The organism is Stenotrophomonas sp. STEN033 (genome assembly GCF_056856655.1).
Genome location: NZ_JBXFWM010000017.1, coordinates 44955 through 69940, shown reverse-complemented (window position 1 = coordinate 69940; position 24986 = coordinate 44955). Strand labels below are relative to the sequence as shown.

26 protein-coding genes are annotated in these 24986 nt (G+C 64.6%); 10 read left to right on the top strand and 16 right to left on the bottom strand.

Going from position 1 to position 24986, the window contains the following annotated elements:
* Window positions 1-46: 46 nt before the first annotated feature.
* Window positions 47-2467, bottom strand: coding sequence for a DUF3772 domain-containing protein (locus AC1VXC_RS08305; protein ID WP_313493321.1), 2421 nt, complete (start codon window positions 2465-2467; stop codon window positions 47-49).
* 89 nt (window positions 2468-2556) lie between these two features.
* Window positions 2557-2805, bottom strand: a complete 249-nt coding sequence (locus tag AC1VXC_RS08300) for a hypothetical protein (RefSeq protein ID WP_313170951.1) — start codon at window positions 2803-2805, stop codon at window positions 2557-2559.
* A gap of 191 nt (window positions 2806-2996) precedes the next feature.
* Here AC1VXC_RS08300 and AC1VXC_RS08295 point away from each other — a divergent pair, with 191 nt between their 5' ends.
* The 3 genes from AC1VXC_RS08295 (at window position 2997) to AC1VXC_RS08285 (ending at window position 5310) form a co-directional block, all read left to right on the top strand.
* The gene (locus tag AC1VXC_RS08295) at window positions 2997-3494 is read left to right on the top strand and encodes a lipocalin family protein (RefSeq protein ID WP_481527820.1); all 498 of its coding nucleotides are present in this window, start codon (window positions 2997-2999) and stop codon (window positions 3492-3494) included.
* A gap of 31 nt (window positions 3495-3525) precedes the next feature.
* The gene (locus AC1VXC_RS08290; RefSeq protein WP_481539049.1) at window positions 3526-4737 is read left to right on the top strand and encodes an NAD(P)/FAD-dependent oxidoreductase; all 1212 of its coding nucleotides are present in this window, start codon (window positions 3526-3528) and stop codon (window positions 4735-4737) included.
* A gap of 108 nt (window positions 4738-4845) precedes the next feature.
* The gene (locus AC1VXC_RS08285) at window positions 4846-5310 is read left to right on the top strand and encodes a hypothetical protein (protein ID WP_481539048.1); all 465 of its coding nucleotides are present in this window, start codon (window positions 4846-4848) and stop codon (window positions 5308-5310) included.
* 52 nt (window positions 5311-5362) lie between these two features.
* On the opposite strand, the gene AC1VXC_RS08280 is transcribed toward AC1VXC_RS08285, so the two are convergent.
* The gene (locus AC1VXC_RS08280; RefSeq protein ID WP_313170959.1) at window positions 5363-5686 is read right to left on the bottom strand and encodes a DUF6122 family protein; all 324 of its coding nucleotides are present in this window, start codon (window positions 5684-5686) and stop codon (window positions 5363-5365) included.
* Between the two features lie 182 nt (window positions 5687-5868).
* Here AC1VXC_RS08280 and AC1VXC_RS08275 point away from each other — a divergent pair, with 182 nt between their 5' ends.
* The gene (locus tag AC1VXC_RS08275) at window positions 5869-6339 is read left to right on the top strand and encodes a YehS family protein (RefSeq protein WP_313493318.1); all 471 of its coding nucleotides are present in this window, start codon (window positions 5869-5871) and stop codon (window positions 6337-6339) included.
* Between the two features lie 216 nt (window positions 6340-6555).
* On the opposite strand, the gene AC1VXC_RS08270 is transcribed toward AC1VXC_RS08275, so the two are convergent.
* From AC1VXC_RS08270 to AC1VXC_RS08255, 4 genes are all read right to left on the bottom strand, one after another.
* Window positions 6556-7011, bottom strand: coding sequence for a hypothetical protein (locus tag AC1VXC_RS08270; protein ID WP_313493317.1), 456 nt, complete (start codon window positions 7009-7011; stop codon window positions 6556-6558).
* 298 nt (window positions 7012-7309) lie between these two features.
* Window positions 7310-7885, bottom strand: a complete 576-nt coding sequence (locus AC1VXC_RS08265) for an OmpO family porin (protein ID WP_481539047.1) — start codon at window positions 7883-7885, stop codon at window positions 7310-7312.
* Between the two features lie 210 nt (window positions 7886-8095).
* On the bottom strand, window positions 8096-8569 hold the full coding sequence (gene cueR, locus AC1VXC_RS08260) for a Cu(I)-responsive transcriptional regulator (RefSeq protein WP_481539046.1): 474 nt from the start codon (window positions 8567-8569) through the stop codon (window positions 8096-8098).
* Between the two features lie 6 nt (window positions 8570-8575).
* Complete coding sequence (locus AC1VXC_RS08255; protein WP_481539045.1) at window positions 8576-11068, bottom strand: heavy metal translocating P-type ATPase; 2493 nt, start codon at window positions 11066-11068, stop codon at window positions 8576-8578.
* Window positions 11069-11200: 132 nt separating this feature from the next.
* Here AC1VXC_RS08255 and AC1VXC_RS08250 point away from each other — a divergent pair, with 132 nt between their 5' ends.
* Window positions 11201-11389, top strand: a complete 189-nt coding sequence (locus tag AC1VXC_RS08250) for a heavy-metal-associated domain-containing protein (protein ID WP_313170968.1) — start codon at window positions 11201-11203, stop codon at window positions 11387-11389.
* Window positions 11390-11535: 146 nt separating this feature from the next.
* Here AC1VXC_RS08250 and AC1VXC_RS08245 read toward each other — a convergent pair whose 3' ends face one another.
* Window positions 11536-11940: a hypothetical protein gene (locus AC1VXC_RS08245; RefSeq protein WP_313493315.1), complete on the bottom strand. Its 405-nt coding sequence runs from the start codon at window positions 11938-11940 to the stop codon at window positions 11536-11538.
* Window positions 11941-12070: 130 nt separating this feature from the next.
* Here AC1VXC_RS08245 and AC1VXC_RS08240 point away from each other — a divergent pair, with 130 nt between their 5' ends.
* Window positions 12071-12460 (top strand): DUF6165 family protein, encoded by a 390-nt coding sequence (locus AC1VXC_RS08240; protein ID WP_313170972.1) that lies wholly within the window; start codon window positions 12071-12073, stop codon window positions 12458-12460.
* Between the two features lie 564 nt (window positions 12461-13024).
* Here the strand turns inward: AC1VXC_RS08240 and AC1VXC_RS08235 are convergent.
* Window positions 13025-14041 carry a hypothetical protein gene (locus AC1VXC_RS08235; RefSeq protein ID WP_313170974.1) on the bottom strand — a complete coding sequence of 339 codons (1017 nt, stop codon included), beginning with the start codon at window positions 14039-14041 and terminating at the stop codon, window positions 13025-13027.
* A gap of 225 nt (window positions 14042-14266) precedes the next feature.
* On the opposite strand from AC1VXC_RS08235, the gene AC1VXC_RS08230 reads away from it, so the two are divergent.
* The gene (locus AC1VXC_RS08230; protein ID WP_481539044.1) at window positions 14267-14650 is read left to right on the top strand and encodes a hypothetical protein; all 384 of its coding nucleotides are present in this window, start codon (window positions 14267-14269) and stop codon (window positions 14648-14650) included.
* Entirely contained in the window at window positions 14637-14996 is a 360-nt protein-coding gene (locus AC1VXC_RS08225; protein ID WP_313493314.1) for a DUF1428 domain-containing protein, read from the top strand. The genes AC1VXC_RS08230 and AC1VXC_RS08225 overlap by 14 nt, the downstream gene beginning before the upstream one ends.
* A 177-nt stretch (window positions 14997-15173) precedes the next feature.
* On the opposite strand, the gene AC1VXC_RS08220 is transcribed toward AC1VXC_RS08225, so the two are convergent.
* On the bottom strand, window positions 15174-16373 hold the full coding sequence (locus tag AC1VXC_RS08220; RefSeq protein ID WP_481539043.1) for a TFIIB-type zinc ribbon-containing protein: 1200 nt from the start codon (window positions 16371-16373) through the stop codon (window positions 15174-15176).
* Window positions 16373-17452 (bottom strand): SPFH domain-containing protein, encoded by a 1080-nt coding sequence (locus tag AC1VXC_RS08215; RefSeq protein WP_313170981.1) that lies wholly within the window; start codon window positions 17450-17452, stop codon window positions 16373-16375. Before AC1VXC_RS08215 ends, AC1VXC_RS08220 begins: the two co-directional genes overlap by 1 nt.
* A gap of 56 nt (window positions 17453-17508) precedes the next feature.
* Here AC1VXC_RS08215 and AC1VXC_RS08210 point away from each other — a divergent pair, with 56 nt between their 5' ends.
* A complete protein-coding gene (locus AC1VXC_RS08210; protein ID WP_481539042.1) occupies window positions 17509-19920 on the top strand; it encodes a membrane-bound PQQ-dependent dehydrogenase, glucose/quinate/shikimate family in 2412 nt (803 codons plus the stop codon).
* A gap of 168 nt (window positions 19921-20088) precedes the next feature.
* Here the strand turns inward: AC1VXC_RS08210 and bioD are convergent, their stop codons facing one another.
* The 3 genes from bioD to AC1VXC_RS08195 are packed head-to-tail and all read right to left on the bottom strand — an operon-like array spanning window position 20089 to window position 22587.
* Window positions 20089-20739 carry a dethiobiotin synthase gene (bioD, locus tag AC1VXC_RS08205; protein WP_481539041.1) on the bottom strand — a complete coding sequence of 217 codons (651 nt, stop codon included), beginning with the start codon at window positions 20737-20739 and terminating at the stop codon, window positions 20089-20091.
* Window positions 20736-22028, bottom strand: coding sequence for an adenosylmethionine--8-amino-7-oxononanoate transaminase (gene bioA, locus AC1VXC_RS08200; protein ID WP_481539040.1), 1293 nt, complete (start codon window positions 22026-22028; stop codon window positions 20736-20738). The genes bioD and bioA overlap by 4 nt, the downstream gene beginning before the upstream one ends.
* Before the next feature lie 49 nt (window positions 22029-22077).
* Window positions 22078-22587 carry a M23 family metallopeptidase gene (locus tag AC1VXC_RS08195; RefSeq protein ID WP_481539051.1) on the bottom strand — a complete coding sequence of 170 codons (510 nt, stop codon included), beginning with the start codon at window positions 22585-22587 and terminating at the stop codon, window positions 22078-22080.
* A 244-nt stretch (window positions 22588-22831) separates the two neighbouring features.
* Between AC1VXC_RS08195 and AC1VXC_RS08190 the strand changes: the two genes are divergently transcribed.
* Window positions 22832-23113 carry a hypothetical protein gene (locus AC1VXC_RS08190; protein WP_313170988.1) on the top strand — a complete coding sequence of 94 codons (282 nt, stop codon included), beginning with the start codon at window positions 22832-22834 and terminating at the stop codon, window positions 23111-23113.
* A gap of 137 nt (window positions 23114-23250) precedes the next feature.
* Here the strand turns inward: AC1VXC_RS08190 and AC1VXC_RS08185 are convergent, their stop codons facing one another.
* Window positions 23251-23946: a TorF family putative porin gene (locus tag AC1VXC_RS08185; protein WP_481539039.1), complete on the bottom strand. Its 696-nt coding sequence runs from the start codon at window positions 23944-23946 to the stop codon at window positions 23251-23253.
* A 132-nt stretch (window positions 23947-24078) separates the two neighbouring features.
* Window positions 24079-24870: a hypothetical protein gene (locus AC1VXC_RS08180; RefSeq protein WP_481539038.1), complete on the bottom strand. Its 792-nt coding sequence runs from the start codon at window positions 24868-24870 to the stop codon at window positions 24079-24081.
* Window positions 24871-24986 lie beyond the last annotated feature (116 nt).

Genomic DNA, 24986 nt, shown 5'->3' with positions numbered 1-24986 from the left:
CCGACAAATCCCGGTAAAGCCCCTGCCGAGCGTGGCTCGGCACTACCTAGGCCTGCGGGGGATCGCGCACCAGATGGATGTCGGTCGGAGTGACCAGGGCGATGCCGGCGGCAGCAGTCTGCTCCAGCAGTGCGAACAGCACCTCACTGCGGGTTCCGTATACGCTCCGCGACGATGACACGTAGGCAAAGCTGTTCACCGCCACCTGTCCGCCACTGATCGAATCAATGAAGAACGACGGTGCCGGGTCGATCAGCACCGTCTCGTTGGCGGCATAGATCCCCAGCAGCAGCGTCCGCAGCTTGCCCATGTCGGTGCCCAGTGGCACCGAGAACTGCACCTGGATGCGGCCCAGCGCATTGGCCATGGTCATGTTGCGGATGGTCTTGGTGATCAGCTCCGAGTTCGGCACGATCAGCGTGGAACGATCACCCACCTGGATCTCGGTGGAACGCACCGAGATACGGCGGATGTCGCCCTCCTGGTCACCGATCTTGATCCAGTCACCAATCTTCACCGGCCGCTCGGCCAGCAGGATCAGGCCGGAGACGAAGTTCTGGGTGATCGCCTGCAGACCAAAACCGATACCCACCGACAAGGCGCTGGCCAACAAGGCCACCTTTTCAAAACCAATGCCCAGCGCCGCCAGGGCCCACAGGCCAGCCAGCACGATGCCGAGGTAATGCGCCACCGTGCTGATCGAATTACGCGCGCCGATATCCAGGTCGGTCTTGGGCAGGTAGGTATCCACCAGCCAGCGCTGCACCACCCGCATCAGCGCAAGGCCCAATACCAGCACCAGCACCGCGCTGATGATCGAGGCAGGTGTCAGCAGGTTGCCGCCGATCTTGATGCCGGCCGACAGGCGTTCCAGCCAGCCATACAGGGCGCTGACATTGCCGAATGGAGCAACAAAGGCGGTGATGCCCAGCATCACCAGCGCGAGCCGTGACGTGGCCGACAGCAATACACCGGCCTGTTCCAGGCGGTTGGAGGACAAGCCGGTCGACAGCCGCAGCATGCGCCCGGCAGCACTGTCCGGTGCCAGCAACCACAACGCGAAGTCATCGGCGAAGCGCGTCAGCAACGTCGTCGCCAGCACGATCACCGTGCCCCAGACCATCTGCTGGGCGGTGAACATGGCGAAATTGAGGTAGCCGAGCAAGGTCGCCACCAGCGCGGCGAAGATGCTCAGGTAGCCGCCCAGGCGCGCCACGATCAGCCAGCCACTGCGCGGCGCACGCGGCGAGCGGCCGCTGTTGGTGCTCTCCGCTTCCGCCTGCGCGGCTTCGGCCGCACGGCGTCGATGCAGGCCGGCCAGGGTCGCCAGCATGCTCATGATCAACACCACGTAGGTCAGTGCGATCAGGCCGTCCAGGGTCACCGTGCCCACCGCCGAAGTGCGCGCAGCGCGATTGACGTCGCGCAGCAGCATGGTCAGCCAGGTCAGGCTGGCCGCGCCCCAGGCAAAGCGGCGCAGGCGGGCGGCGGCGACATCATCGATGTCCAGCAGGCGCCAGGTCGGCCGTGATGGCACCAGCAGGCTGGCTGCCACGGCACCGATGAAGGCCGCCACGAAGGTGGCGACGACGAACATGTCGGCCACCGATTCCAGCCGCGGTGCGATCGCATCGATTGCCCGCAGGCTGGCCACCAGTACCGTGGCCGCCAGCCCCGGCAGCAAGGTGCCGACCAACAGCAGCCACACCGCAAGACCGGTGCGACGCAGGCGTCCGTCCGGGGCACGTTCGGAAGCAGCGTAGCGGCGACCAAGGTGGCGCAACCAGATGCGCAGCGGGAACAGCATCAGCAAGGCCAGCGCCGCGCCCAGCAGCGGCATGCCCCAGCCCTGCTTGCCGGCCGCCTTCAGCAAGGCATCGTGGGCCTGGCGGTACAGCGATTGGAAGCGCGCAAGATCGTCCGGCACATGCTCGCCGAACTCACGCCACAGGGCCGGCGACAACGGCGAGGCCACCTTGCGGCCCATCTGCTCGCCAAACTGCTGGGCGCGCATCTTCTCGATGGCTTCGTTGGCCTGCTTGGCCTCCTCCGCCAGCAGCTTGCCGCGCTTGATGTCGGCATCGATCTGGCTGCGCTGCTGGTCCAGCAGCTTGCGCTGGCGGGCAATACCGGAATCTTCCCCGCCCTCGGGTGCCGGCCCCAGCTGCTCGATGCGGGCATCGAGCTGGGTCAGCTCCGGCTGCAGCGCGGCGACGCTGGCCTCGGCCTCGCGCTGCGCCTGGCTGGCACGCTCGGCCAGGGTTTTCAGGGTTTCCGGTGCATCGGCATCGGTGACCGCGCGTTTGACCGCCGCCACCGCGCGCGAGGCCTGTTCGATACGGGTCTGCGGACTGCTATCGGCCGCCGCACCATCGGGCGCAGCCCAAGCCACATTGCTGGCACCCAGGCCAAGTAGGAGGACAAACAACAGCGCGCGCAGCGGATGCGAAAAACGATGGGCAGGCAAGACGGAGCACCGGGTCGCGCGGACCACCGCGCCTGCCCGGAACTATATGTCAGTGCGTGTTCACTTCCTGCAAAAACACGTCACGGTACTCAGTATTCCAGTGCCAGTTCGACGATATGGTGGCGGTTGAGCTCGTAGATTTCCTGGAACTCGTCCTCGGTCAATTCGGCCGGTGCATAGACCGCCACCGGCTCCCACACCTGGGTCGTCGGTCGTGGCTGGCGCGGCCCGGCCCGCAGGGCGAAGCCCTGGCCGTCGTAATGGACCACCTCCGGCAACTGCTCCCAGCGTTCGCGTGCATAGCGGTTCTGCCCCTTGAGCAGGATCACGACAAACATGGCGGACTCCCGTCTTCGGATGGCGACAGCCTAGCGCAGCCATGTTTGCCTGGCGCGAAGGCCGCTTCGCGCATGAATGCAGGCCTTCAGGCAACGGCGAGACGACCTCCCGGGCACGGGCGCTTAACCATTGCTGCCTTATAGCTGGACCCCCGACGCAGCCGCCTGCGTGAACGCCAGAGAGGTTTTCCATGCATCAACACCCTGAGCTCGCCACCGTTCCCCAGGTGGACCTGCAGCGTTACCTGGGTACCTGGTACGAAGTTGCACGCCTGCCCATACGCTTTGAACCCGAAGATGCCACCGACGTCACCGCCCACTACTCGCTCAATGAGGATGGCAGCGTACGGGTGCAGAACCGCTGCCTGCGCGGCGGCAACCTGGAAGAAGCCATCGGCCAGGCCAAGCCGGTCGACGACACCAACAGCCGCCTGGAAGTCAGCTTCCTGCCCGAAGGCCTGCGCTGGATTCCCTTTACCAAGGGCGACTACTGGATCATGCAGCTGGACGCGGCCTATACCACTGCCCTGGTCGGCAGCCCTGACCGCAAATACCTGTGGTTGCTGGCACGCCTGCCGCAGATGGATGCCACCACCCGCGACCACTACATCGCCTATGCGCAGCAGCAGGGCTTTGATACCGCAGCACTGATCCACACGCCACATACCGGCCACCCTACCGCCGGCTGAGCGGCGGCCCCCGCGATGACCGGAGCTGTGCATGGACCTGAAAAGCGGCTATCCGTTCTGGGCCATCAAGAATGGCCTGATGCACGCCTTCCCCGCGCTGCGGCGGGACCTGCGCTGTGAGGTGGCGGTGATCGGCGGTGGCATTACCGCTGCCCTGATTGCCGACCAACTGGTGTGCCACGGCCACGATGTCGTCGTCATCGAGCAGCGCGACATCGGCTGGGGTTCCACCGCCGCCAGTACGGCGCTGCTGCAGTATGAGATCGATACGCCATTGCGCGAGCTGGCCAAACGCCATGGCATCGACGCCGCACTGCTGGCCTATCGCGCCTGCGCGCAGGCCATCGACGAACTGCAGGCGCTGGCCGAGCAGGTCCGCGGCGTGGATTTTCAAAGCACCCTGAGCCTGTACTACGCCAGCCGCCGCGGCCATCTGCGGACGCTGCTGGAGGAATACGAACTGCGCGAACGGCATGGCTTCGCAGTGGAGTGGCTTGATGCCGACGGTGTTGCCGAGGAATACGGTTTCGCCGCACCCGGCGCCATCCGCAGCACGCCGGCCGCGCGCATGGATCCCTATCGCATGACCTACCGTCTGTTGACGCGGCTGTTGGCACAGGGCGCGCAGGTCTACGACCGCAGCAGCGTGACCTCGGTAACGACCGGCACCCGCCGGGTCCAGCTGCGCACCACCCACGGCGTGCAGGTCGACTGCGAGCATCTGGTGGTCGCCTCCGGCTACGCCGCCCAGGACTGGCTGAAGCAGCGCGTGGCACGCAACCGCAGCAGCTATGCCGTCGTCACCGATCCACTGCCGCCGGCCCTGCTGGGACCGCTGCGCACTACCTTGATGTGGGAGACCGCCCGCCCCTATCTCTACCTGCGCAGCACGGCCGACAACCGCCTGCTGGTGGGCGGCGAGGACGACGCGATCGATCTGCCAGCGCGCCGGGATGCGCAGGTGGATCGCAAGGCCGCGCGCCTGCTCGCCAAACTGCGCCGCCTGTTCCCGCAGCTGACCGTCCAACCCACCTTCGCCTGGGCCGGCACCTTTGCCGAAACCGAAGACGGCCTGCCCTTCTTCGGTGCCCACCCACAGTGGGGGCCGCGCGTGCATTTCGCCATGGCCTATGGCGGCAACGGCATCACCTATTCGATGCTGGGCGCCGGCCTGATCCGGGCTGCCATCGAAGGCCGCCGGCACCGCTTGGCGGAACTGTTCTCCTTCCGGCGCCTGAGCTGAAAGTTCCCCGCCGGCGACGGCTATCGACAGCCATCGTTCAACGCTTTTCTGTTAGCGTCCGTGTTGCCCGCCAGCACGGCGTGGTCCCAGTTCCGGAGCGCCTGCAACATGATCCGCACATCCCTGATCGCCGTCCTGTTGTTGGCCCCCGCCCTTGCCATGGCGCAGGATGATGCCACCAGCGCCGCAGGTGGCCTGGACCTGAGCGTGCCGCAGGCGCCGCTGCGTTACCTGGGCGAAACGTACAAGGGCGATGCACCGGGCACTTATTACGGCGACCACAGCGGTCGCGGGTTGGCCAAAAAAGACAGTCCTGGCGCCGAGGTAATGGATGACAAACTGCAGGTACATGGCGCGGTCAGCGCCGGTATCGGCTATTCCAAGGCCTACGGCAACAGCAATTGGCAGGCCGTGGACCTGAACGTGGGCAAGAACTACAACACCGACGAAGGCCAGAGCCGACGGGTGAACCTGAACATCCACATGAGCAAGAGCGAAGGCCCCGGCCCCTATGGCTACGGCCCTTACGGCCCCGGCCCGGGTTTTGGCCCCGGTCCCTGGGGCGGCTGGTAAGCCCAGCCCCACCTACTTCTGGGGTGACTGGTACGCCCGCCAAGGCGGCCATTTAGCGGCCGGCGTGCATCCACAGGCAATCCAGCGCATCCAGCGCGATGTGCACCAGCAGGCCGATGCCGAACAGGCGGGTGCGCCTGGGCACGGTCAATCCCGCGTAGACCACGATGGCTGGCGCCGTATGCAGGGGATGGAAGCCGATGCTGCAGCGGTCGGGCGCATAGATGGGATCGGCCAGCAGGTGGTCCAGGTCGATCACCCAGCCCAGCAGCAGCAACAGCCAGGCCTTGCCGAACTGCGGCCGCCAGAACAGCCAGGCCAGCAACGCCGGCACCGCCAGATGCAGGCACAGGTGCAGGATCGCGCGTGAACTCATTGCCGGCCCGCCAACGACAGTGCGGCAGACCGGGGCCTTACGGGCTGCACGGGAACGGGGACGTGTGGGAGCATGCGGGCGGACTTTGCTGAACCAGCCCCGATTGTAGGCTGGGGGCTCGCCAGTGCGGCGTTACACTATGCCCCCGCCGGCATCTCCGCCGCGGTGGTTCCGGAGTGGCAATGATCAACAACGACGTACTGCGCAGCATCCGCTACATGCTCGACCTCAGCGACAGCATGGTGGTGGACACCATCCATCTGGCCGATTCCAGCTTTGAAGTGGATGCGGCACAGGTGCACGATTTCCTGCGCAAGGACGACGAGCCGTTGTTTGAAGCCTGCCCGGACGCGGTACTGTCGCGCTTCCTGGACGGCCTGATCTACCACTACCGTGGCCGCGACGAATCGCAGCCGCAGCGTCCGCCGGAAAAGCGCATCACCAACAACATCGTACTGAAGAAGCTGCGCGTGGCCTTCGAACTGAAGGACGTGGACATGCATGCGATCTTCGAAAGCGCCGGCTTCCCGATGTCCAAGCCGGAGCTGTCGGCACTGTTCCGCCAGCCCGACCACAAGAACTACCGCGAATGCGGCGACCAGGCCCTGCGCAACTTCCTCAAGGGCCTGACCCAGCGCGTACGCCCGGCGTAAAGCGACTGTGAGATGTGGGAGCGACAGCTCCCTTGTGGGAGCGACAGCTCCCTTGTGGGAGCGGCGTAAGCCGCGAAGCTGACAATGCATGCGCGCCGGAGAGTCTCTTCGGGCGGTATGGCGTTGACCGCTGCTTCGGCACTAACTGTGGCTTCGCGGCTGATGCCGCTCCCACAAGCGCTGCAAGAGCCGCGAGACCCGAATCAGTCTGACCGTTTACAGGATGCGGTACACCCGCGCCTTCGGCAGGTCTTCGTCCACCTGCAGGAACCAGCGCCCGGCGATACCCGGAATCACGTCGATTTCCGGTGACTGCAAGGCAGTGCGCAGGCGCATCTGGCCTTTGAGCACTTTCCATTGCTGGCCGTTGGCCAGCACGAATACCGTGCCTGGCCCCCAACCTTCCACCGTTCCCTGCACGCTGCTGTGCACAGGGCCTTCTTCCAGGCCGATCTGCATGGGCGCAGGTGGGGGTGTGGCAGCGGCCGCTGTGACCGACGCAGTTTCGCTGAGCATGCGGTTGAGCAGCTGCAGCTGCTGCGCGCTCAGGCCGACCTGCTGCAGCTGTTCGGCACTCAGGCGCTGCTCCAGTGGCAGGTAGTCACGCTGCTGGCTCCAGGCCAACGGGGGTGTCGACAACAGCATTGCGGCGAGCAGCAGGCGGGTTTTCATTCTCAAGGTCCTTCCGGCCGGTGCCGGTTGAGGCGCACTTTGCTGCAGTTTGGTTGCAGTGGTGTTACATGAAGCAAAGCAAGAGCTTGCCCTCACCCCAGCCCCTCTCCCGTAAACGGGAGAGGGGCTAGTGCACTGCGAGCGCAAGCAATACGAGCCCCTCTCCCGCGTGCGGGAGAGGGGTTGGGGTGAGGGGAGGCTTCCAGCTGAAGATCTCAACCCCAAACCTTCGGCAAAAGAAAAGGCCCGGCATAGCCGGGCCTTCCTTCGCAGCATCACGCCAAAGCGTCAGCGCGTATTACCAGCTGAAGCGCGGACCCACGGTCCACTGCTTGTCACCGTTGTTGAACATCTTGATGTCGCCATTGATGCCCCAGTTCTGGTTCAACTTCACCTGGCCACCGAGACGGCCATAGAAGTCGCCTTCCGGGCTGATGCCGTGCTTCTTGCTGAAGTCTTCGTAGCCAGCCATTGCGTACACTTCGGCGTGCTTGCCGAATGCGGTGCGGATGCCGGCTTCAGCGCTGTAGCCGTTGAAATCCAGGCCCTGGGCGAACTTCTCGTCGTACTTTTCGTAAGCCGCACGAGCAACGAAGTCGGTGGTCGGCGCGATTTCCTTGTTGAAGCCAGCGCCAACGCGCCACTGCTCGATATCAAGGTTGGTGTGCGAGATTTCCTGGCGGGTGTATTCGCCGAAAGCATGGAAGTTCGGCAGGAACGCGTAGGAACCCTTTACGCCCCAACCTTCGGCCTTGCCGTCAGCCGAGGTCTTGGCGTAATCGGCTTCGGCATAGTTGTAGGACAGGCCGTCAGCGGCCGAAGCGGCGAACGGGAGGGCGGCAACCAGCGCCAGGGCAATCAACGAAGTCTTCATGGGGTACTACCTCTGCATTACTGAGCTTGATGGCACGACAGCAAACAGCTGTCTGCGTCCGGATGTAAGTTTTCCGTTAGACGCCCCAACAAACCCTGAAACCGCCCCTGCAATAAAACGCCGATTTTTGGCTTTTATTAAGGCGTTTTCTGGCACGCGCGGCGCGCGTGCACTTTGCATCTCGTTCATTTTCACGATTGCGCGCAATAATCAACGGGCGCGCTTGCCCGCGGAGACGCCGCCAAAGGTGGTTGGCAATGCGCTGTCGTGCAACGGCACGCCGGTCTCGATATCACGCAGGATCGGGCAATCCGGGCGGTCATCGCCGGCGCAGCAGTTGGCCAGCGCCTGCACGGTCTGCACCATGCCCTGCAGCTCGGTGATGCGTTGTTGCAGTACCTGCACGTGCTCCAACGCCATGCGCTTGACGTCGCCGCTGTGCCGCGAGCGGTCGCGCCACAGTTCCAGCAGTTCGCCGATGCGCTCCACGCTGAAACCCATGTCACGCGAGCGTTTGATGAAACCCAGCGTATGGATGTCGCGTGGCGCGTACAGGCGATATCCCGCATCGGTACGCGCAACCGGCCCGATCAGGCCGATATCCTCGTAGTAGCGGATCATCTTGGCGGAAATGCCGGAGGCCTTGGCGGCCTGGCCGATGTTCATGCCTTCTTCCATCGTCATCACTCCTCAGGCCTGCATCTGCGGGGCACGAAAACGCTTCAGGCGCAGCGCGTTGCCCAGTACGAACACCGAGGAAAGCGCCATCGCACCGGCCGCGAACACCGGCGACAGCAGGATGCCCCAGACCGGGTACAACACGCCGGCCGCGACCGGAATCAAGGCCGCGTTGTAGACGAAGGCCCAGAACAGGTTCTGGCGGATATTGCCCATCGTCGCCTTGCTCAGCGCAATGGCATTGGGCACGCCCTGCAGGCTGCCGGACATCAGCACAACGTCAGCGGCCTCGATCGCCACGTCGGTACCGGTGCCGATCGCCAGGCCAACATCGGCTTCGGCCAGCGCCGGTGCGTCGTTGATGCCATCGCCTACATAGGCCAGGCGGCCGTGCTCAGCCTTGAGCCGGCGCACCGCATCGACCTTGCCTTCCGGCAGCACTTCGGCAACCACTTCGTCGATGCCGAGCTGGCGCGCGATGGCCTCGGCGGTGCGGCGGTTGTCGCCGGTGATCATCGCCACCTTCAGGCCCAGCGCATGCAGGCTGGCGATGGCGGCACGGGTATCGGACTTGATCGGGTCGGAGACGGCGATGATGGCTGCCAGGCGACCATCCAGCGCCGCGTACAGGGGGCTCTTGCCTTCTTCGCCCAGACGCTGCGCATCGGCGGCGAACACCGCCACATCCAGACCGAGCTTCTGCATGAAGCGATCAGCGCCCACTTCCACGCGCACGCCATCCACAGTCGCACGCACACCGTAACCAGTCACCGATTCGAAGGCATCCACGGCCGGCAGCTGCAGGTTTTCCTGCTGCGCGGCGGTGACGATGGCGCGGGCAATCGGATGTTCCGAGCGGTCTTCCACTGCCGCCACGCGCGCCAGCACATCACTGCGCTGGAAGCCCTCGGCCAGCTGCAGGTCGGTCAACAGCGGGCGGCCTTCGGTCAGCGTGCCGGTCTTGTCCACCGCCACAACCTGCGCTTCCTTCAACAGTTGCAGCGCCTCGCCCTTGCGGAACAGCACGCCCAGCTCGGCGCCACGACCGGTGCCGACCATGATCGAGGTCGGCGTCGCCAGCCCCATCGCACACGGGCAGGCAATGATCAGCACCGCCACCGCGTTGACCAGACCAAAGGTCAGCGCCGGTTCGGGGCCGAATATCAGCCACACCGCGAAGGTCAGCAAGGCCAGGCCCATCACGATCGGCACGAAAACCAGGGTGATGCGATCGACCAGCGCCTGGATCGGCAGCTTGGCGCTCTGCGCCTGTTCCACCAGGCGGATGATCTGCGCCAGCACGGTCGCCCCGCCGACGGCGGTGGCACGCACGCCGAGCGCGCCGGTCTGGTTGACGGTACCGCCAATGACGTTGCTGCCCGGCGCCTTCTGCACCGGCACCGGCTCGCCGCTGATCATGGATTCATCGACATAGCTGTCGCCATCGATGACCTCGCCATCCACCGCGATGCGCTCGCCCGGACGCACTTCGATCACGTCACCACTGGCGATCTGCTCCAGCGGCAGCTCGACCACGCTGCCATCGCGACGCACGCGCGCGGTCTTGGCCTGCAGCTTGAGCAGGCGCTTGATCGCCTCGGAGGTGCGACCCTTGGCCTTGGCCTCCAGCACGCGGCCGAGCAGGATCAGGGTGACGATGACTGCGGCGGCCTCGTAGTAGACGTTGACGGTGCCGGCCGGCAGCAGCCGCGGCAGGAAGGTCGCCACCAGCGAGTAACCATAGGCCGCCAAGGTGCCGACGGCGACCAGTGAGTTCATGTCCGGCGCGGCACGCAGCAGGGCCGGGATGCCCTTCTGGTAGAAACGGCGGCCCGGGAACACCAGCACCAGCGTGGCCAGCACGAACTGCAGCAACCAGCTGTTCTGGGTGCCCAGCGTGCTGGCGATGAAGTGATGGAAGGCCGGGATCAGGTGCCCGCCCATTTCCAGCAGGAACACCGGCAGGCTGAGTGCCGCCGCGATCCACAGGTCCCGCTTGAGCACACGCAGGTCGTCGGCATGGCGCTGTGCCTGCTGGTCCTCGTTGCTGCCGGCACTGCCGATCACGCTGGCCGAGTAGCCGGCTTTCTCGACGGCCGCCAGCAGTGCGGCCGGATCGGCTGCGCCCTGCACGCTGGCGCGCTCGGTGGCCAGGTTGACGCTGGCCGACTGCACGCCAGGCACCGCCTTCAGCGCGCGCTCGACGCGGCCGACGCAGGACGCGCAGGTCATGCCTTCGATCAGCAATTCCTGCGCGGCGGGGGCGCTGACCTCGTAGCCGGCCTTGTGTATCGCCTGCACCAGCGCCTCACGCGGCACACTGCCGTCGGTCTGCACGCTGGCGCGTTCGGTGGCCAGATTGACGCTGGCCTGGCTGACCCCGGGAATGGCCTTGAGCGCACGCTCCACCCGCCCCACGCAGGAGGCGCAGGTCATGCCTTCGATCATCAGATCTTCGGTGGCAGGGCCCGATTTCTGCTTGCCCGGACTGGCGATGCTGCTCATCGGCACGTCTCCATTTCGACTGTTGGAGGCACCTTAAAGCTTCCAACGATGGCAGGGTCAAGCGCTCTTTATCGCTTGACCTTCCCATCGTGGCAAGCTGCAAGCTGGCTCCCACCCCAACGGAGAAACCCCATGAAACTGCATATCGAAAGCATGACCTGCGGCGGCTGCGCACGCAGCGTGACGGCCACCATCAAGGACGTGGACCCGGCCGCCACGGTCGACATCGACCTGCCCGGCAAGAACGTCAAGATCGAGTCCAGCCTGCCGGTGGAAAGCTTCACCAAGGCACTGGAGGAAGCGGGCTTCCCGCCGCGGTAAGCACCACGTTCATGATCTGTGGTTTGTGGGAGCGGTGTAAACCGCGAAGCTGATGAAGCACCAGATCGCGGCGTTCCGGGACGGTCATGGATTGTCGGCTTCGCGGTTTACACCGCTCCCACAAAACCATCAGCCCCAACGTCCTCTCAGCGCGCGCGTTTCCACACTTCGCGCTCGACCCGGCGCTCGCCGTCCCAGCGCTCCAGCGTCCACACATCGCCTTCCAGGGTGTAGCGGAAGCTGTAGCTGCCGCCGTTTTCCAGCGGATACGACGCCATCAACGGCGTCTCCACGTACTGCCCGTCCCCACTGCGATAGGTGCCCGAGCCGCCGGCCCAGAACTTGCCATCGCTGGTGGTGGTGAAGGCAAACCGGCCATCGGCCAATATCTTGGTGCCGGCCAGCTTCTGGCTGGCGTAATCCACCACCGCCCCTTCCGGGTTGACGAACTCCCCGGACTGCAGCTGCCAGGCGCCCTGCAGACCTTCAGCGCCCTGCACGCTGGCGGCACCCAACATCATTGCAACGGTGGCGAAAGAACGCAGCAGCATCGGCAAGTCCTGATCGGGATGGGCCCGCATTGTGCGCATTCTCGCTGCCTGCGCGCCAATATCGGTTCATTGGCAACCTTTGCCGTAGCGCTATGATTGCCGCATTACAGGAATCAACGGCGGCGACAACGTGCAGACCCTACTCACCCCGGTATCGATTGGCGAACTGATCGACAAGATCACCATCCTCGAAATCAAGGCCGAGCGCATCACCGACACCGCCAAGCTGGCCAATGTGCGCACCGAGCTGCAGGGCCTGTGGCCACTGTGGCTGTCGCAGCAGGAAGCGCGCCCGTCGCTGGCCACGCTCAAGGACCAGCTCAAGGCCATCAACGAGCGCATGTGGGAGATCCAGGACCGCCTGCGCGAGAAGGAAGCGGCGCAGGATTTCGGCGCGGAGTTCATCACCCTGGCGCGCGGCGTTTACGGCACCAATGGCGAGCGCATCGTGGTCAAGAACGAGATCAACCGCGTGGCCGGTTCGGCGCTGGTTGAAGAGAAGCAGTACCAGGGCGAGTAAGTCGCTGAGCCCCCTCCCTTTCGCGCAGCGAAGGGGGGGGTGGGGAGGGGTGCTCTTGGCAACAACCTCAAAGCCTCAAGCAAAAGCCACCCCCCTCCCAGCCTCCCCCTTGGCTGCGCCAAAGGGGAGGAGCAAGGCACTAGGCCCCCTCCCTTTCGCGTAGCGAAGGGGAGGGTTGGGGAGGGGTGCTCTTCGCAACAACCTCAAAGCCTCAAGCAAAAACCAACCCCCTCCCAGCCTCCCCCTTGGCTACGCCAAAGGGGAGGAGCAAGGCACTGGCCCCCTCCCTTTCGCGTAGCGAAGGGGAGGGTTGGGGAGGGGTGCTCTTCGCAACAACCTCAAAGCCTCAAGCAAAAACCAACCCCCTCCCAGCCTCCCCCTTGGCTGCGCCAAAGGGGAGGAGCAAGGCACTGGCCCCCTCCCTTTCGCGTAGCGAAGGGGAGGGTTGGGGAGGGGTGCTCTTCGCAACAACCTCAAAGCTGCAAGCAAAAAGCCAACTCCCTCCCAACCTCCCCCTTGGCTACGCCAAAGGGGAGGAGCAAAGCCAGGCTTGGCGCAAAACGCTTAGAACGCTATCTGCGCCCACACGCCGGCTTCATGGCTTTCCAGCGACTTCGTCGCCGTTTCCTGCTTCAGCTGCTTGCCCACGGCGGCCAGCCGCAGGTGCTTGTTCGGTTTCCATTCCACGCCGACCATGTGGTACCGCTCGCGGGTGCGCGGATCGATGTCCAGACTCATCCGGGTCTCCTCGTGGCGGCTGAACACAGCGTACTGTGGACTCAGCTGGTAGCTGCCCCACACCGACCAGCCACGCTGGTCATCGCTGCCCGGCTTGACCACCCGGGTCCAGTCTTCCGCACGGAAGTACTGGGCGCCGATCCGCCCCCGCTCCCCCACCCAGCTGGCCATCGCATTCCAGCGCTGGGCAGTGTGCTCACGTGGTCGATCACCCGCATCCAGCGCGCGGGTACCGCGGTAGCCGCCCAGCGCCAGCTCAACACCCTTGGCCGGTGCCCAGCCCACCCGTGCCTCGACGTCCGGGCGCTTGCCCAGACGCGGCTTCTGGTAGCCACCACCGGTGACCACCGAAGCGGCATAGGTGAAGTCGCCGCGGGTGTACTGGCCGTGCACGCCGTAATCGGCCGCGTTGCCCATCTTGCTGCGGGTGATCAGGGCACCATCGACATAGCGGTAACCATCACGCGCCGACTCCTGCTGGATCCACGGCAACGGCGCATTGCCCAGCCGCAGCCAGTTGCCCTTGCCGAAGCTGCGCTGCAGATAGGCGTGGCGCAGCCACACGTCGGTAGGATCACTGTTGCGCAGCCACTGCACATCGGTGGTGACCTGCGCCGACCACTGCGCGTTGAAACGGTGGTCGACGGTGATGAAGGTACGCTTCAGATCCAGCGCCAGACCTTCATCGTCGGTGACCACGCCATCACGATCCAACTGGCTGGCGTTGACGAAGATCTGTGCCGACACCTTGGTGGCCGGCGCGGCGTCCTGCGCCCAGGCAACTGCCGGCAGACAAAGCACGGCCACTGCGCTGGCTACTGCATTTCGGGATACAAACGGCATCACAACTCTCCTGGTGCCAGCCGGGACTGGCGGTTTGCGATCAATCGGGTATGTCTTTGGCCTGCGGTCTGGCTGCGCGGCACTCGGAAAACACGTGTCTCCGGCCGTTGCTTCGGGCTCGCCCGTCCCCTGCGCTGACGACGGCGGCAGGCGCCGAACCGAGGGGACGATGCAATGTTCGAAGGCTGTCCGCCGCTGCCCGTGGGCAGCTTGCCGGCACCACCCGTGAACGAGGCGTTCTCCCATAACGGCAGCGACAGCCATTCATTGAACGCCGTTGTGGCCTTGCCCGCGGCATGGCGTGCCATGACTGCCATGGGGAGACAACCATCAAGCCCCTCCCTTCGGCTGACAGCGCCATCCGGCCTGCCCCAACGCATTCCGCCAAGCTCGTTCATGTTTCCTGCCCTGCACGAAGCAGGTCCATTGTGGGCAAGCCGGGGCGCACTGGCCCTGATGATTATCAACCTCGCGGTGATCTGCCGTTCGCAGGAATTTGGCGCGGCCGAAACATTGCCCGGCGCAGAATCGATGTTGCCTGTTACCGCTGTTTCACCAAAGACGGCCCCACGCCGCCCGTCCCACGAGGCCCGCCATGTCCTACGTTGATGGTTTCCTGGCCGCCGTGCCGCTGGCCAACAAGGCCAGGTTCATCGAGCACGCCCATATTGCCGATGCGCTGTTCATCGAATTCGGCGCCCTGCGTGTGACCGAATGCTGGTCCGACGATGTGCCACACGGAACCCTGACCGATTTCTACCGTGCCGTGCAGGCCCGGGACGATGAAGCCGTGGTGTTCTCATGGATCGAGTGGCCAGACAAGGCCACCCGTGACATCGGCATGCGCAAGATGATGGAAGACCCGCGCATGGATCCGGCGACCAATCCGATGCCGTTCGACGGCAAGCGGCTGGTCTACGGCGGTTTCCTGCCGGTAGTGCACCTGGGCGAGTAAACCGCTGCGCAGAATGCGCAACGGCGTAGCCCGGGTAAGCGCAGCGCACCCGGGGCCTATCTGCGCAAGAGCGGCAAGACTGTGTGGATTTCCTTCCCCGGGTGCACTGCGCTTACCCGGGCTGCGAAACTGCTGTGAGCGTGCAGGAGCGGGGGAAGAGCGCCGCTGACCCCGCGGTCAGCGCCCGCCCCCCAGCACGAGGATCATCACCAACAGGCCGACCACAGCACCCAGCACCGCGAAGAAAATCTTCCACGCGCTGTAAGGGCGTTCGCCTGCCAGTTGCCCGGTATAGCCATTGGCCAGCATCTGGAAGCTGCGCCTGCCGTAGGTGTAACTGACCAGCCATACCGGCACCAGGATGTGTTTGAAGGTGCGCCTGCTGTAATCGGCCTGCACGCGCAGGTTGCGCTGGGTGTCGCCAGGCACCTGCTCGGAACACAGGCGATGCGTCTGCGCCTGCATCTGTTCCTCACCCTGCTCCGCAGCCTGACGCAGATCCACCTGGTAGCGCTCCACCGTCCACCCGCGCACGAACTCGGGCGAGTACGGCTTCAGGTCGCTGGTGGTCGGAAAGCGCCCGATCTTGGCCAGCAGTTCCGGATGCACGCCTACCGTGCCCGGCACCAGTTCATCATCGAAGAAATGCTGCAGCGAGCCGGATGCGGGTTCCCAGCGTATGCGGCGTTCCTGCCGGGTCTGGGTGTTCCCCTGGGAATCGCGGTAACTGACGGTGACGTAATAGTAGTAGCCGGCCTCGGCGGTCCAACGCGCCGCAACATGCGCGTCAAACGTCCAGTAAGGCAGGTAGACGCCCTTGAGCGTATCGGTCAACGCCGCGCGCTTGAGCTTGCTCGGCGCAAACCAGCGCGTGCCGTACCACCGGCGGATGCTGTCACGTACCTGGCCATCACTGATCTGGAACGGCAGCACGCTCTGCGGGGTAATCGCATCACCCAGCGATTCATGCGCGATGATCGAGGGCGAGCCGCAGAATTCGCAGCGGTCGGCCACCTTACCATCGACGAACACCGAGATCGCATGGCAGCTCTGGCATTGCACCTCGCGGGGCTGTGCACCGTAACCGCGTTGTTCGGCCGGGGTTGCCGCCATGCTCTGCAGCATGCCAACCACGCCGCCTTGCGGTAACGGTGGCAGCGGAGGCGGAAGGGCTTCCTCCGCCTGCAGCCGCTGCAAGGCGGCCAGCAGGTCCTGCTCGACCACGCCGGCGCTGCCATCGCCCACGCCTTCGGCCGCCGCCGACAGCGGCACGATGGTGCCGCAGTAGGGACAGGCCAGGGCTTGCTTGGTGGCGTTCCATTGCAGGTCCCCGCCGCATTCCGGGCAGGGGTGTTTGCCAACTGTTGCGTTGTTCATCAGCCGCGCAGGAACTCTTCCAGTGCCGAGCGCGCAATGCGGGTGGCATTGCCGATCTTGCGTGCCTTCAGCTCACCGGCGGCAATCGACGCCATCACGTCCTCGACCGACACCGACAAAGCCTGCGCGGCCTGCTCGGGGGTCAGTACGTCCAGCGCCGGCGCATCCGTGCCGGCAGCCGGCAACGGCGGCGGCACCGCCGGACCGGGCACCACCGGCGCACCGGTCTGCATGTTGCGCATCATTTCCTGCGCCATGCCGAAGCCCATCGCCATCTGTGCCGGCACCGCGGCGGCAGCGGCACCTTCACCACCCTCGCCCATGCCATGGCCCATCTGGTACTTCACGTAGTCGTTGAGGTTGCCGATCACGCCCATGCTGGAGCGCTTGTCGATGGCCTGCTCCACTTCCGGTGGCACCGACACGTTTTCCAGGATGAAGCTGGTGATCTCGATGCCGTACTTGCCGGACATGGCCGGGTTGATGATCGGCAGCAGCGCCTCGCCCAGCTCGGAGTAGCGCGCCGCCACATCCAGCGCCGGCACGCCGGCCTTGGCCAGGGCTTCGGTGAACACGCTGACGATGCGCGAACGCATGGTGTCGGCAAATTCGTCCAGGCGGAAATTCTGGTCGGTGCCGGCCACTTCCTTGAGGAACTTGGGCGGGTCGACGATGCGGAAGTCGTAGGTACCGAAGGCGCGCAGGCGGACCACGCCGAAATCGGCGTCACGCATCATCACCGGATTGGCGGTGCCCCATTTGTTGCCGGTGAACAGGCGCGTATTGAGGTAATAGACATCGCACTTGAACGGCGACTCGAAACCGTACTTCCAACCCAGGATGGTGGACAGCACCGGGATGTTCTGGGTGCTCAGGGTGTGCTTGCCGGGGCCGAACAGATCGGCGTACTGGCCGGCGGCGACAAACTGCACCATCTGCGATTCGCGCACGATCAGCTGCGCGCCGTTCTTGATCTGGCGGTCCTCGTCGGGCCAGCGGTAGGACAGCGTGTCACGCGAGTCATCGGTCCATTCGATGATCTCGATCAGTTCCTTCTTGATGAAGTCCAGAATGCTCATGCTCGGTCCCTAGTCGACAAGGCTGTGATTCTACGGCGGGAATGTTAAGAACGCGCGTGACGCCACGCAGACATGACTGGGCGCAGCATGGCCGCATCTTCCGGACCCGCAGGTACGCCATGCGTGTACTGACCCTGTTGTTGACCACGCTGTTCGGACTGGCCCTGGCGATAGGCGGCGCCTGGTTGCTGGCCCTGCACGGCAGCCCGTTCTACCTGCTCAGCGGCCTGCTGCTGTTGGCCGTGGCCTGGGGCCTGTGGCGCCACCGACGCTGGCCGACCTGGTTGTACGCCGGTTGGCTGCTGGTGCTATTGAGCTGGTCGCTGTGGGAAGCCGGCCTGTACTGGTGGCCGCTGGCCACGCGCCTGGGCGTACCTGCCCTGCTCGGCCTGCTGATGGCCTTGCCGGCCTCGCGCCGTTCCAGCCCGCGCGGCTATACCGGCCCGGCCGGCTGGCCGGTGCTGCTGGCCTCGCTGGGGGTGGCGGCGGTGGCCTTCGCCGGCATCCCGCGGCATCTGCATGAGATCGATGGCCAGCTGCCGATGGAGATCGTCAACGCCACCCCGGCGCTGGGCGACACCCCGCAACCGGCAGGCGAATGGCAGGCTTACGGGCGCAGTGGCTATGGCCAACGCTACTCGCCGCTGACGCAGATCACCCCGGCCAATGTCGGCCAGCTGCAACTGGCCTGGCAGATGCAGACCGGCGACGTGCGCCTGCCGCAGGACGTGGGCGAGACCACCTACGAGGTCACCCCGCTGAAGATCGGCAATACCCTGTATCTGTGCACACCACACAGCCTGGCGTTCGCGCTGGATGCGGACAACGGCAAGGTGCTGTGGAAGTTTGATCCGGGTGCCGGCATGGAGCCGCAGCGCCAGCACCAGACCTGCCGCGGGCTGTCGTATTACACCGAGCCGGCTGCCAGCCCGCCTGTGGCAGCAACAAACGCGACCAGCTGCAGCAGCCGCGTGTTCCTGCCCAGCGCCGATGCCAAGCTGCATGCGCTGGATGCACAGACCGGCCAGCATTGCCCGGATTTTGGCAACAACGGCGTGCTCGACCTGCTGCACAACATGCCGTTCAAACAGGCCGGTTATTACTACTCCACCTCACCGCCACTGGTGGCCGGCGGCAAGGTCATCGTCGCCGGCGCAGTCAACGACGACTATGCGATCAACTCGCCCTCCGGGGTGATCCGCGCCTATGACGTGCACAGCGGCCAGCTGCTGTGGAACTGGGACTCGGGCAACCCCACCCAGACCGCGCCGCTGGATCCGAACAACCCCAACCAGGTCTACACCCCCAGCTCGCCGAACAGTTGGTCGGTAGCCAGTGCCGATGAAGCATTGGGCCTGGCCTACTTCCCGATGGGCAACCGCACCCCCGACCAACTTGGCATGTACCGCAGCCCGGCCGAGGAAACCTATGCCTCTTCGGTGGTGGCGCTGGATATCGCCAACGGGCAGGTGCGTTGGGTGCAGCAATTCGTCCATCACGACCTCTGGGACATGGATACCCCGGCGCAACCGGTGCTGCTGGACCTGGACCTGCCGCAAGGCCGCGTGCCGGCGCTGGTGCAGCCAACCAAACAAGGCGACGTGTATGTGCTGGACCGTCGTGACGGCAAACCCCTGCTGCCGATCAGCCAACGCACCGCACCACAGTACGTGGACATTCCCGGCCAGTTCGCCGCACCCACGCAACCTGCGTCGGCGCTCAGCTTCGAACCCGAACCGCTGCGCGAGGCCGACATGTGGGGCGCCAGCCTGATCGACCAGATGCTGTGCCGCATCCAGTACCGGCAACTGCGCTATGACGGCCGCTATACGCCGCCGACGTTGCAGGGCAGCCTGATCTATCCGGGCAACTTTGGCACCTTCAACTGGGGCAGCGTGGCGGTGGATCCGCAGCGGCAGGTGATGTTCGGCATGCCCACCTACCTGGCCTTCGTGTCGAAACTGGTGCCAAAGCAGCAGGCCAGTGGCCGTGCGATGAACAAGGGCGAGCATGGCCTCAATGAGAACAAGGGTGCCGACTACGCGGTGGAAATGACGCCTTTCATGTCGCCTATCGGCGTGCCCTGCCAGGTGCCGCCATGGGGCACGATCGCCGCCGCCGATCTGCGTACCGGCAAGATCGCCTACCAGCATCGCAATGGCACCATCCGCGATCTCTCACCTGTGCCGCTGCCGATACGCATCGGTGTACCCGGCATTGGCGGACCGATGCTGACCGCGAGCGGCGTGGCCTTCATGAGCGCAGCCACCGAAGACAACTTCCGCGCCTACGACCTGGCCAGCGGCAAGGTGCTGTGGGATGTGCGCATTCCGGCCGGTGGACAGGCCACGCCGATGACCTACCTCAACGGCCAGGGCGAGCAGATGGTGCTGCTGGTGGCGGGTGGTCATGGCTCGACCGGGACCAAGGCGGGCGATTATGTATTGGCGTACAAGTTGAAGAAGTAGGGGCTTCTACGAGTGGAGCGGGAGCAGAAGCACCCCTCCCCAACCCTCCCCTTGCCTTCGGCAAAGGGAGGGAGCGCAAGCAACAGCCCAGCGCTGCACGATCCGCCCCCTCCCTTGCGCAACGCGCAGGGGAGGGTTGGGGAGGGGTGCCTTTCGCGAGGAACCCGATCAGCCCAGATCAATCCGCGGCACGTCATACCACTCCGCATCCGGAAACCGCTTCAACACCCACTCCCGAATGAAGCCGCGGCTGTCCTCCGCAATCACCTCATCACAGCTGTCATCACGGCTGTTCCAGGCAACGCCATGCAACATGATCCCGCGCGCGGCAATCGCTTCCAACGACAACAGCGTGTGGTTGATCGAACCCAACCGCCCGGAGGTCACCAGCAGCACCGGCCAGCCCTTTTCGGCAACGTAATCAATCGTCAGCAGTTGCTCGGTCAGCGGCACCATCAAACCACCGGCACCCTCGATCAACACTGTCTCGTAGCGCTCACACAAGCGCGCTGTAGCGCTCTCGATTGCAGAAAGATCCAACGCCCTGTGCTCCAGCCGCGCGGCCAGATGCGGCGACGCCGGGTAGGCGAACAGCGCCGGCATCGTGGTGCCGTCACGGTCCTCCTCGAACAAGCCAGTGCCCATGATGCGCCGGTGCAGCAGGATGTCATCGGAAGCGGCCACGCAACCGGTCTGCACCAGCTTCTGGGTGATCACGTCCTGGCCCTGCTCGGACCATTGCCGGGCCAGCCAACCGGTCACCACGGTCTTGCCGATCTCGGTATCGATACCGCTGACAAAAACAATCTTGCCACTCATGCGCGCATATCCTCTTCCTGCAGGCTGGCCACCAGCGTGACCATGCCATCACACAGCTGCTGCAGCTGTGCATCATCGATTACAAACGGCGGCATCACATAGACCAGCCGACCGAACGGCCGGATCCAGATGCCATGCTCCAGCATCCGCTGCTGGATACGTTCCAGCCGCAGCGATGCCTTCAACTCGATCACGCCGATGGCCCCAAGCACGCGCACGTCGGCTACCTGCTGCAGGGCACGTGCAGGTGCCAGACTCTCTTCAAGACGACGCTCGATCGCCGCCACCCTGCCCTGCCAATCCTGCGACAGCAGCAGCTGTACCGAGGCCAGCGCCACCGCGCAGGCCAGCGGATTGGCCATGAAGGTCGGGCCATGCATGAACACGCCCGGCTCGGCACTGGCGATCACATCGGCAAGCTCGCGCGTGCACAGCGTTGCGGCGAGCGTCATGTAACCGCCAGTCAATGCCTTGCCGATGCACAGGATGTCGGGGCTGATGCCCGCATGTTCACAGGCAAACAAGCGCCCGCTGCGACCGAAGCCAGTGGCGATCTCATCGCAGATCAGCAGTACGTCGTGCTCACGGCACAAGCGTGCCAGCTCGCGCAGGTACTGTGGATGGTAGAAACGCATGCCACCCGCACCCTGCACCACCGGCTCGATGATGAAGGCGGCCAACTCATGGGCGCTTTCAGCGAACAGCTGCGCAAGCGGTGCGATATCGGCTGGGTTCCAGTCCTCGCCGAAGCGCGTCTGCGGCGCGGGCACAAAACGTCGAGTCGGCAGTGAACTACCGAACAAACCATGCATGCCGGTAACCGGATCGCAGACCGACATCGCGTTCCAGGTATCACCGTGATAGCCCGAACGCGTGGTGGCGATATTGCACTTGCCCGGCTTGCCGCGCGCCGCCTGGTACTGGATCGCCATCTTCAGCGCCACTTCCACCGACACCGAGCCGGAGTCCGCGTAGAAGATCGCGTCCAGCCCCTTGGGCACGATCTGCAGTAGCTGCTTGCCCAGCGCGATGGCCGGCTCGTGGGTAAGCCCGCCGAACATCACATGTGACATGCGGCCCAGCTGGTCAACCACAGCCTGGTTCAGCTGCGGATGGTTGTAGCCATGAATCGCGCACCACCACGAGGCCATGCCGTCGATCAGCCGGGTGCCATCCTCCAGCTGCAGCAGCACGCCATCGGCACGGGCAACCTTGAGCACCGGCACCGGGCCGCCCAGGGCGCTGTAGGGGTGCCACAGGTGTTCACGGTCGAATTGATCTGTCAGCATCGTTCAGTACAGCTCTCGCCGCGGGAAGGCGGCTTGCAGGGGGCGTACCTTACCGCTTGCGCGGCTGCCCTGCATGCATCAGCGGCAGCGGATCAAAGGGCCCATCGCCGCCGTAGATGCCGTAATGCAGGTGCGGCGGCGTACCGCGCGCATTGCCGCTGTCACCGACGAAGCCCAGCACATCCCCGGCCTGCACGATGCGCCCGTAGGCCAGCCCCGGCGCCCAGTCCTGCAGGTGCGCGTAGTAGTGCCGTTGCCCGGCCGGCCCGATCACCCATACCTGGCGCCCGCCCAGGCCACTGTCGCGCACCGCCGCAACCACGCCCGGGGTAGCGGCGACTACCGGCGTGCCGCGCTTGGCGAAGATATCCACGCCATGGTGTTTGCGCTCGCGTCCGCGCGGTGCGCCGAAGGTATCTGCAATCTGCCGCGGTTTGATGCCTTGCACCGGAACGGCTATCGCTGTTGGCGCCGGCAGGCGTGAAAGCTTCCAGCCTTCGCGGGCGACCACGCTGAACGGCTGTCGCCACAGCCAGCTGGCGGCCAAGGCCAGCACCATCAGCAACAACACGATACGTACGGCGCGCGGCCACTTGTTTCGTTCGGAAGAGTTCAAGATTCGCCCAAGCTGTGTGTTCGAGATGGCGCAAGCTAGCAGCAGCCAAGCTGACATTTCCAGCACTTTCTTGCTGCCGACCGCAGGCAACCATCACTTCAAATTCGCTTCACATTGGGCGCATATCCAGCACATGCAGTGCACCTAGAATTCGTCGCCACCCCGCCAACAAGCAGGCATTCCGAAGATGGACATTCTCTACTTCGTCGCGCGGACACCAGCACTGCCGGCGACGATGTATCTGCTGATCCTGGTTGCTGCTTGGTACTTCAGTCGATTGCTGTTCGATGCACTTTCCATCCTCGGATTCATTGGCTTGCTGATGGCTTTCCTGGCCAGCGACGGTGAAGCTGCCATGATCATTGCCGTTGCCGCGTGCACACACCTGTCGCTAAGCTTCGCCGGCAACAGGAAGCAACGTCGAAGCGAAATCAACAGCGAAGCAATTGCTCCCACCAACAAACCTTGAGCGCCCCGATGCAGGAGCGACGTCAGTCGCGAAGCGCGTAGATCGTGAGATCGCCGTTGGTTTGAGTGCCAACTGCTGCCAGCTTCGCGGCTCACGCCGCTCCTACAAGAGCGTGGCATCACGCTCATCTGAAAACCTCAGAACGATGCCTGCACCGCGGCCTCCCAGCGCGTGCCGGCGGCCTGCCCCCCAAACAGCTCACGTGCGTGCTGGTCGGTGAAATGCCCGCTCAGACGCAGCTCGACCGGCGCTGCCACTGCCCATATGGCGCTCAATTGGCCGTGCGCATAACCACCGCCAACCGCATCCTGCAGCTGGTACCAGCCGGCAGCGGTCTCCACCCGCAGGCGCGGTGACAGCGGCGCGCGCACGCCGACCTGGGTGTACAAACCATCCTGGCGGGTGCCCAGCGCCTCAGGCGACCAGCCCAAGGCCAGCCAATAGTTGTCCTTCCAGGTCAGCGTGGCATTGAGCTCGGTCCAGTTCAGATCGACCGTTGTCGCCGGATAGCGGTAGTGCAGCAGGTTGGCATCCAGTGCCCAGTCATCGGCCAGCTTGCCGTTCCAGCCGACAATGAAGTCCAGCTCGCTGCTGGCATGCGTTTCCGGTGCGAACTCCACACTGGAGCCGGACACAGCCGCATACACCCCGCTGTCGCCAGCCACACGGAAACCGGCCTGTACGGCAGCGTCACCCTGGCTTTGGGTGGAGCCGCGCCAGACATAGTCGCTGGTCAAGGCAGCGCTGCCGCTGGTGTCGATGGCCAGTGCATCCGCGCTGGCGACGAGTGCAATGAGGGCAGCGAAGTACAACGAAGAACGTGAGCGTTTCATGGGGTTTCCGAATGCGGCCACGCGAACTGCGCAGCGATGCGGAATTGTTCACGCGACGCCCATAAACCGGCGATGGCGACAAGCCGCGCGCCGCATCAAATCTGCGTAAAACCGGAAATCCCTGCGCCTGCATCAGTTCTCGCGCGTGAACACCTGCCGGGTCGCACCCGCCGGCATCGGCTCGGCGAAGACAGGCTTGATCTCCAGCGGTCCCCGGTCGCTTTCACAGTGGGTGAACTGCCACTGGCTGGGTTTGAAACGTGCGGCTGCGCCATCCGGCTCGCCGGTCGTGAACTCGGCCTGGATGTCATAGTCGATCAACGGTGTATTGAACCAGGCGACCTCACCGGCCTTGCAGTCGATGAACGGACGCGAAGGATCGACCACCCAGTCGCCACGCTCCGGATCGGAGTGATAGACCGGGCTGATGCGTTGATCGGCAGTCAAGCGCACACGCCCGGGAGATGTTTCCAGCACATCAACCCAGAGACCTGCCAGCTGCACCGGCGCCGGAAACTGCAGCGCATCGAGCCCCCGCAATCCCAATGGCCGTTGTGGTTCGCCGTTGTCGAAGACATCGCGGCGATTGACCAAGGTGCCCTTGGGTACATTGAACTCGCCGTACTGGAAATCACGTTCCAGCACGAACTGGGCGCGGCTGCCCCGCTGCCAGCTCTCGATGGCGAACTCCCGTTTGAACTGGAAGGTCTTGTAGAGCAGCAGCCCCACCCATGCCGTCACCAGTACGACAAACACCGTGGCCAGCCGCACCGTCCAGCTGAAGAACGCGCGCCAATCTCCGTTGCCTTGGCGCCGGAAGCACCATGCCCTCACCAGCAGGCCAATCGCCACTGCAGCACCCACCAGCGGCAACACAAAGACCAACAGCAGGAACGGCCAGGAAATCAACGGTCCAGGAATCATCACGCACACAACGGCAGAAGGCTGCTCCCATCCTACCTTTCCTGTTCCGCTGCATGCACCTGCGGCATGAGCACCAAACAAATCCGCATCAGCCGACGTCCAAACAACCGATCCGG

Excerpts from the sequence above, each read along its gene's own strand:
- AC1VXC_RS08300 (WP_313170951.1), bottom strand. The coding sequence starts at position 2,805 with ATGTTTGTCGTGATCCTGCTCAAGGGGCAGAACCGCTATGCACGCGAA.
- AC1VXC_RS08295 (WP_481527820.1), top strand. The coding sequence starts at position 2,997 with ATGCATCAACACCCTGAGCTCGCCACCGTTCCCCAGGTGGACCTGCAG.
- AC1VXC_RS08290 (WP_481539049.1), top strand. The coding sequence starts at position 3,526 with ATGGACCTGAAAAGCGGCTATCCGTTCTGGGCCATCAAGAATGGCCTG.
- AC1VXC_RS08285 (WP_481539048.1), top strand. The coding sequence starts at position 4,846 with ATGATCCGCACATCCCTGATCGCCGTCCTGTTGTTGGCCCCCGCCCTT.
- AC1VXC_RS08280 (WP_313170959.1), bottom strand. The coding sequence starts at position 5,686 with ATGAGTTCACGCGCGATCCTGCACCTGTGCCTGCATCTGGCGGTGCCG.
- AC1VXC_RS08275 (WP_313493318.1), top strand. The coding sequence starts at position 5,869 with ATGATCAACAACGACGTACTGCGCAGCATCCGCTACATGCTCGACCTC.
- AC1VXC_RS08270 (WP_313493317.1), bottom strand. The coding sequence starts at position 7,011 with ATGAAAACCCGCCTGCTGCTCGCCGCAATGCTGTTGTCGACACCCCCG.
- AC1VXC_RS08265 (WP_481539047.1), bottom strand. The coding sequence starts at position 7,885 with ATGAAGACTTCGTTGATTGCCCTGGCGCTGGTTGCCGCCCTCCCGTTC.
- cueR (WP_481539046.1), bottom strand. The coding sequence starts at position 8,569 with ATGACGATGGAAGAAGGCATGAACATCGGCCAGGCCGCCAAGGCCTCC.
- AC1VXC_RS08255 (WP_481539045.1), bottom strand. The coding sequence starts at position 11,068 with ATGAGCAGCATCGCCAGTCCGGGCAAGCAGAAATCGGGCCCTGCCACC.
- AC1VXC_RS08250 (WP_313170968.1), top strand. The coding sequence starts at position 11,201 with ATGAAACTGCATATCGAAAGCATGACCTGCGGCGGCTGCGCACGCAGC.
- AC1VXC_RS08245 (WP_313493315.1), bottom strand. The coding sequence starts at position 11,940 with ATGCTGCTGCGTTCTTTCGCCACCGTTGCAATGATGTTGGGTGCCGCC.
- AC1VXC_RS08235 (WP_313170974.1), bottom strand. The coding sequence starts at position 14,041 with ATGCCGTTTGTATCCCGAAATGCAGTAGCCAGCGCAGTGGCCGTGCTT.
- AC1VXC_RS08225 (WP_313493314.1), top strand. The coding sequence starts at position 14,637 with ATGTCCTACGTTGATGGTTTCCTGGCCGCCGTGCCGCTGGCCAACAAG.
- AC1VXC_RS08220 (WP_481539043.1), bottom strand. The coding sequence starts at position 16,373 with ATGAACAACGCAACAGTTGGCAAACACCCCTGCCCGGAATGCGGCGGG.
- AC1VXC_RS08215 (WP_313170981.1), bottom strand. The coding sequence starts at position 17,452 with ATGAGCATTCTGGACTTCATCAAGAAGGAACTGATCGAGATCATCGAA.
- bioD (WP_481539041.1), bottom strand. The coding sequence starts at position 20,739 with ATGAGTGGCAAGATTGTTTTTGTCAGCGGTATCGATACCGAGATCGGC.
- bioA (WP_481539040.1), bottom strand. The coding sequence starts at position 22,028 with ATGCTGACAGATCAATTCGACCGTGAACACCTGTGGCACCCCTACAGC.
- AC1VXC_RS08195 (WP_481539051.1), bottom strand. The coding sequence starts at position 22,587 with ATGGTGCTGGCCTTGGCCGCCAGCTGGCTGTGGCGACAGCCGTTCAGC.
- AC1VXC_RS08190 (WP_313170988.1), top strand. The coding sequence starts at position 22,832 with ATGGACATTCTCTACTTCGTCGCGCGGACACCAGCACTGCCGGCGACG.
- AC1VXC_RS08185 (WP_481539039.1), bottom strand. The coding sequence starts at position 23,946 with ATGAAACGCTCACGTTCTTCGTTGTACTTCGCTGCCCTCATTGCACTC.
- AC1VXC_RS08180 (WP_481539038.1), bottom strand. The coding sequence starts at position 24,870 with ATGATTCCTGGACCGTTGATTTCCTGGCCGTTCCTGCTGTTGGTCTTT.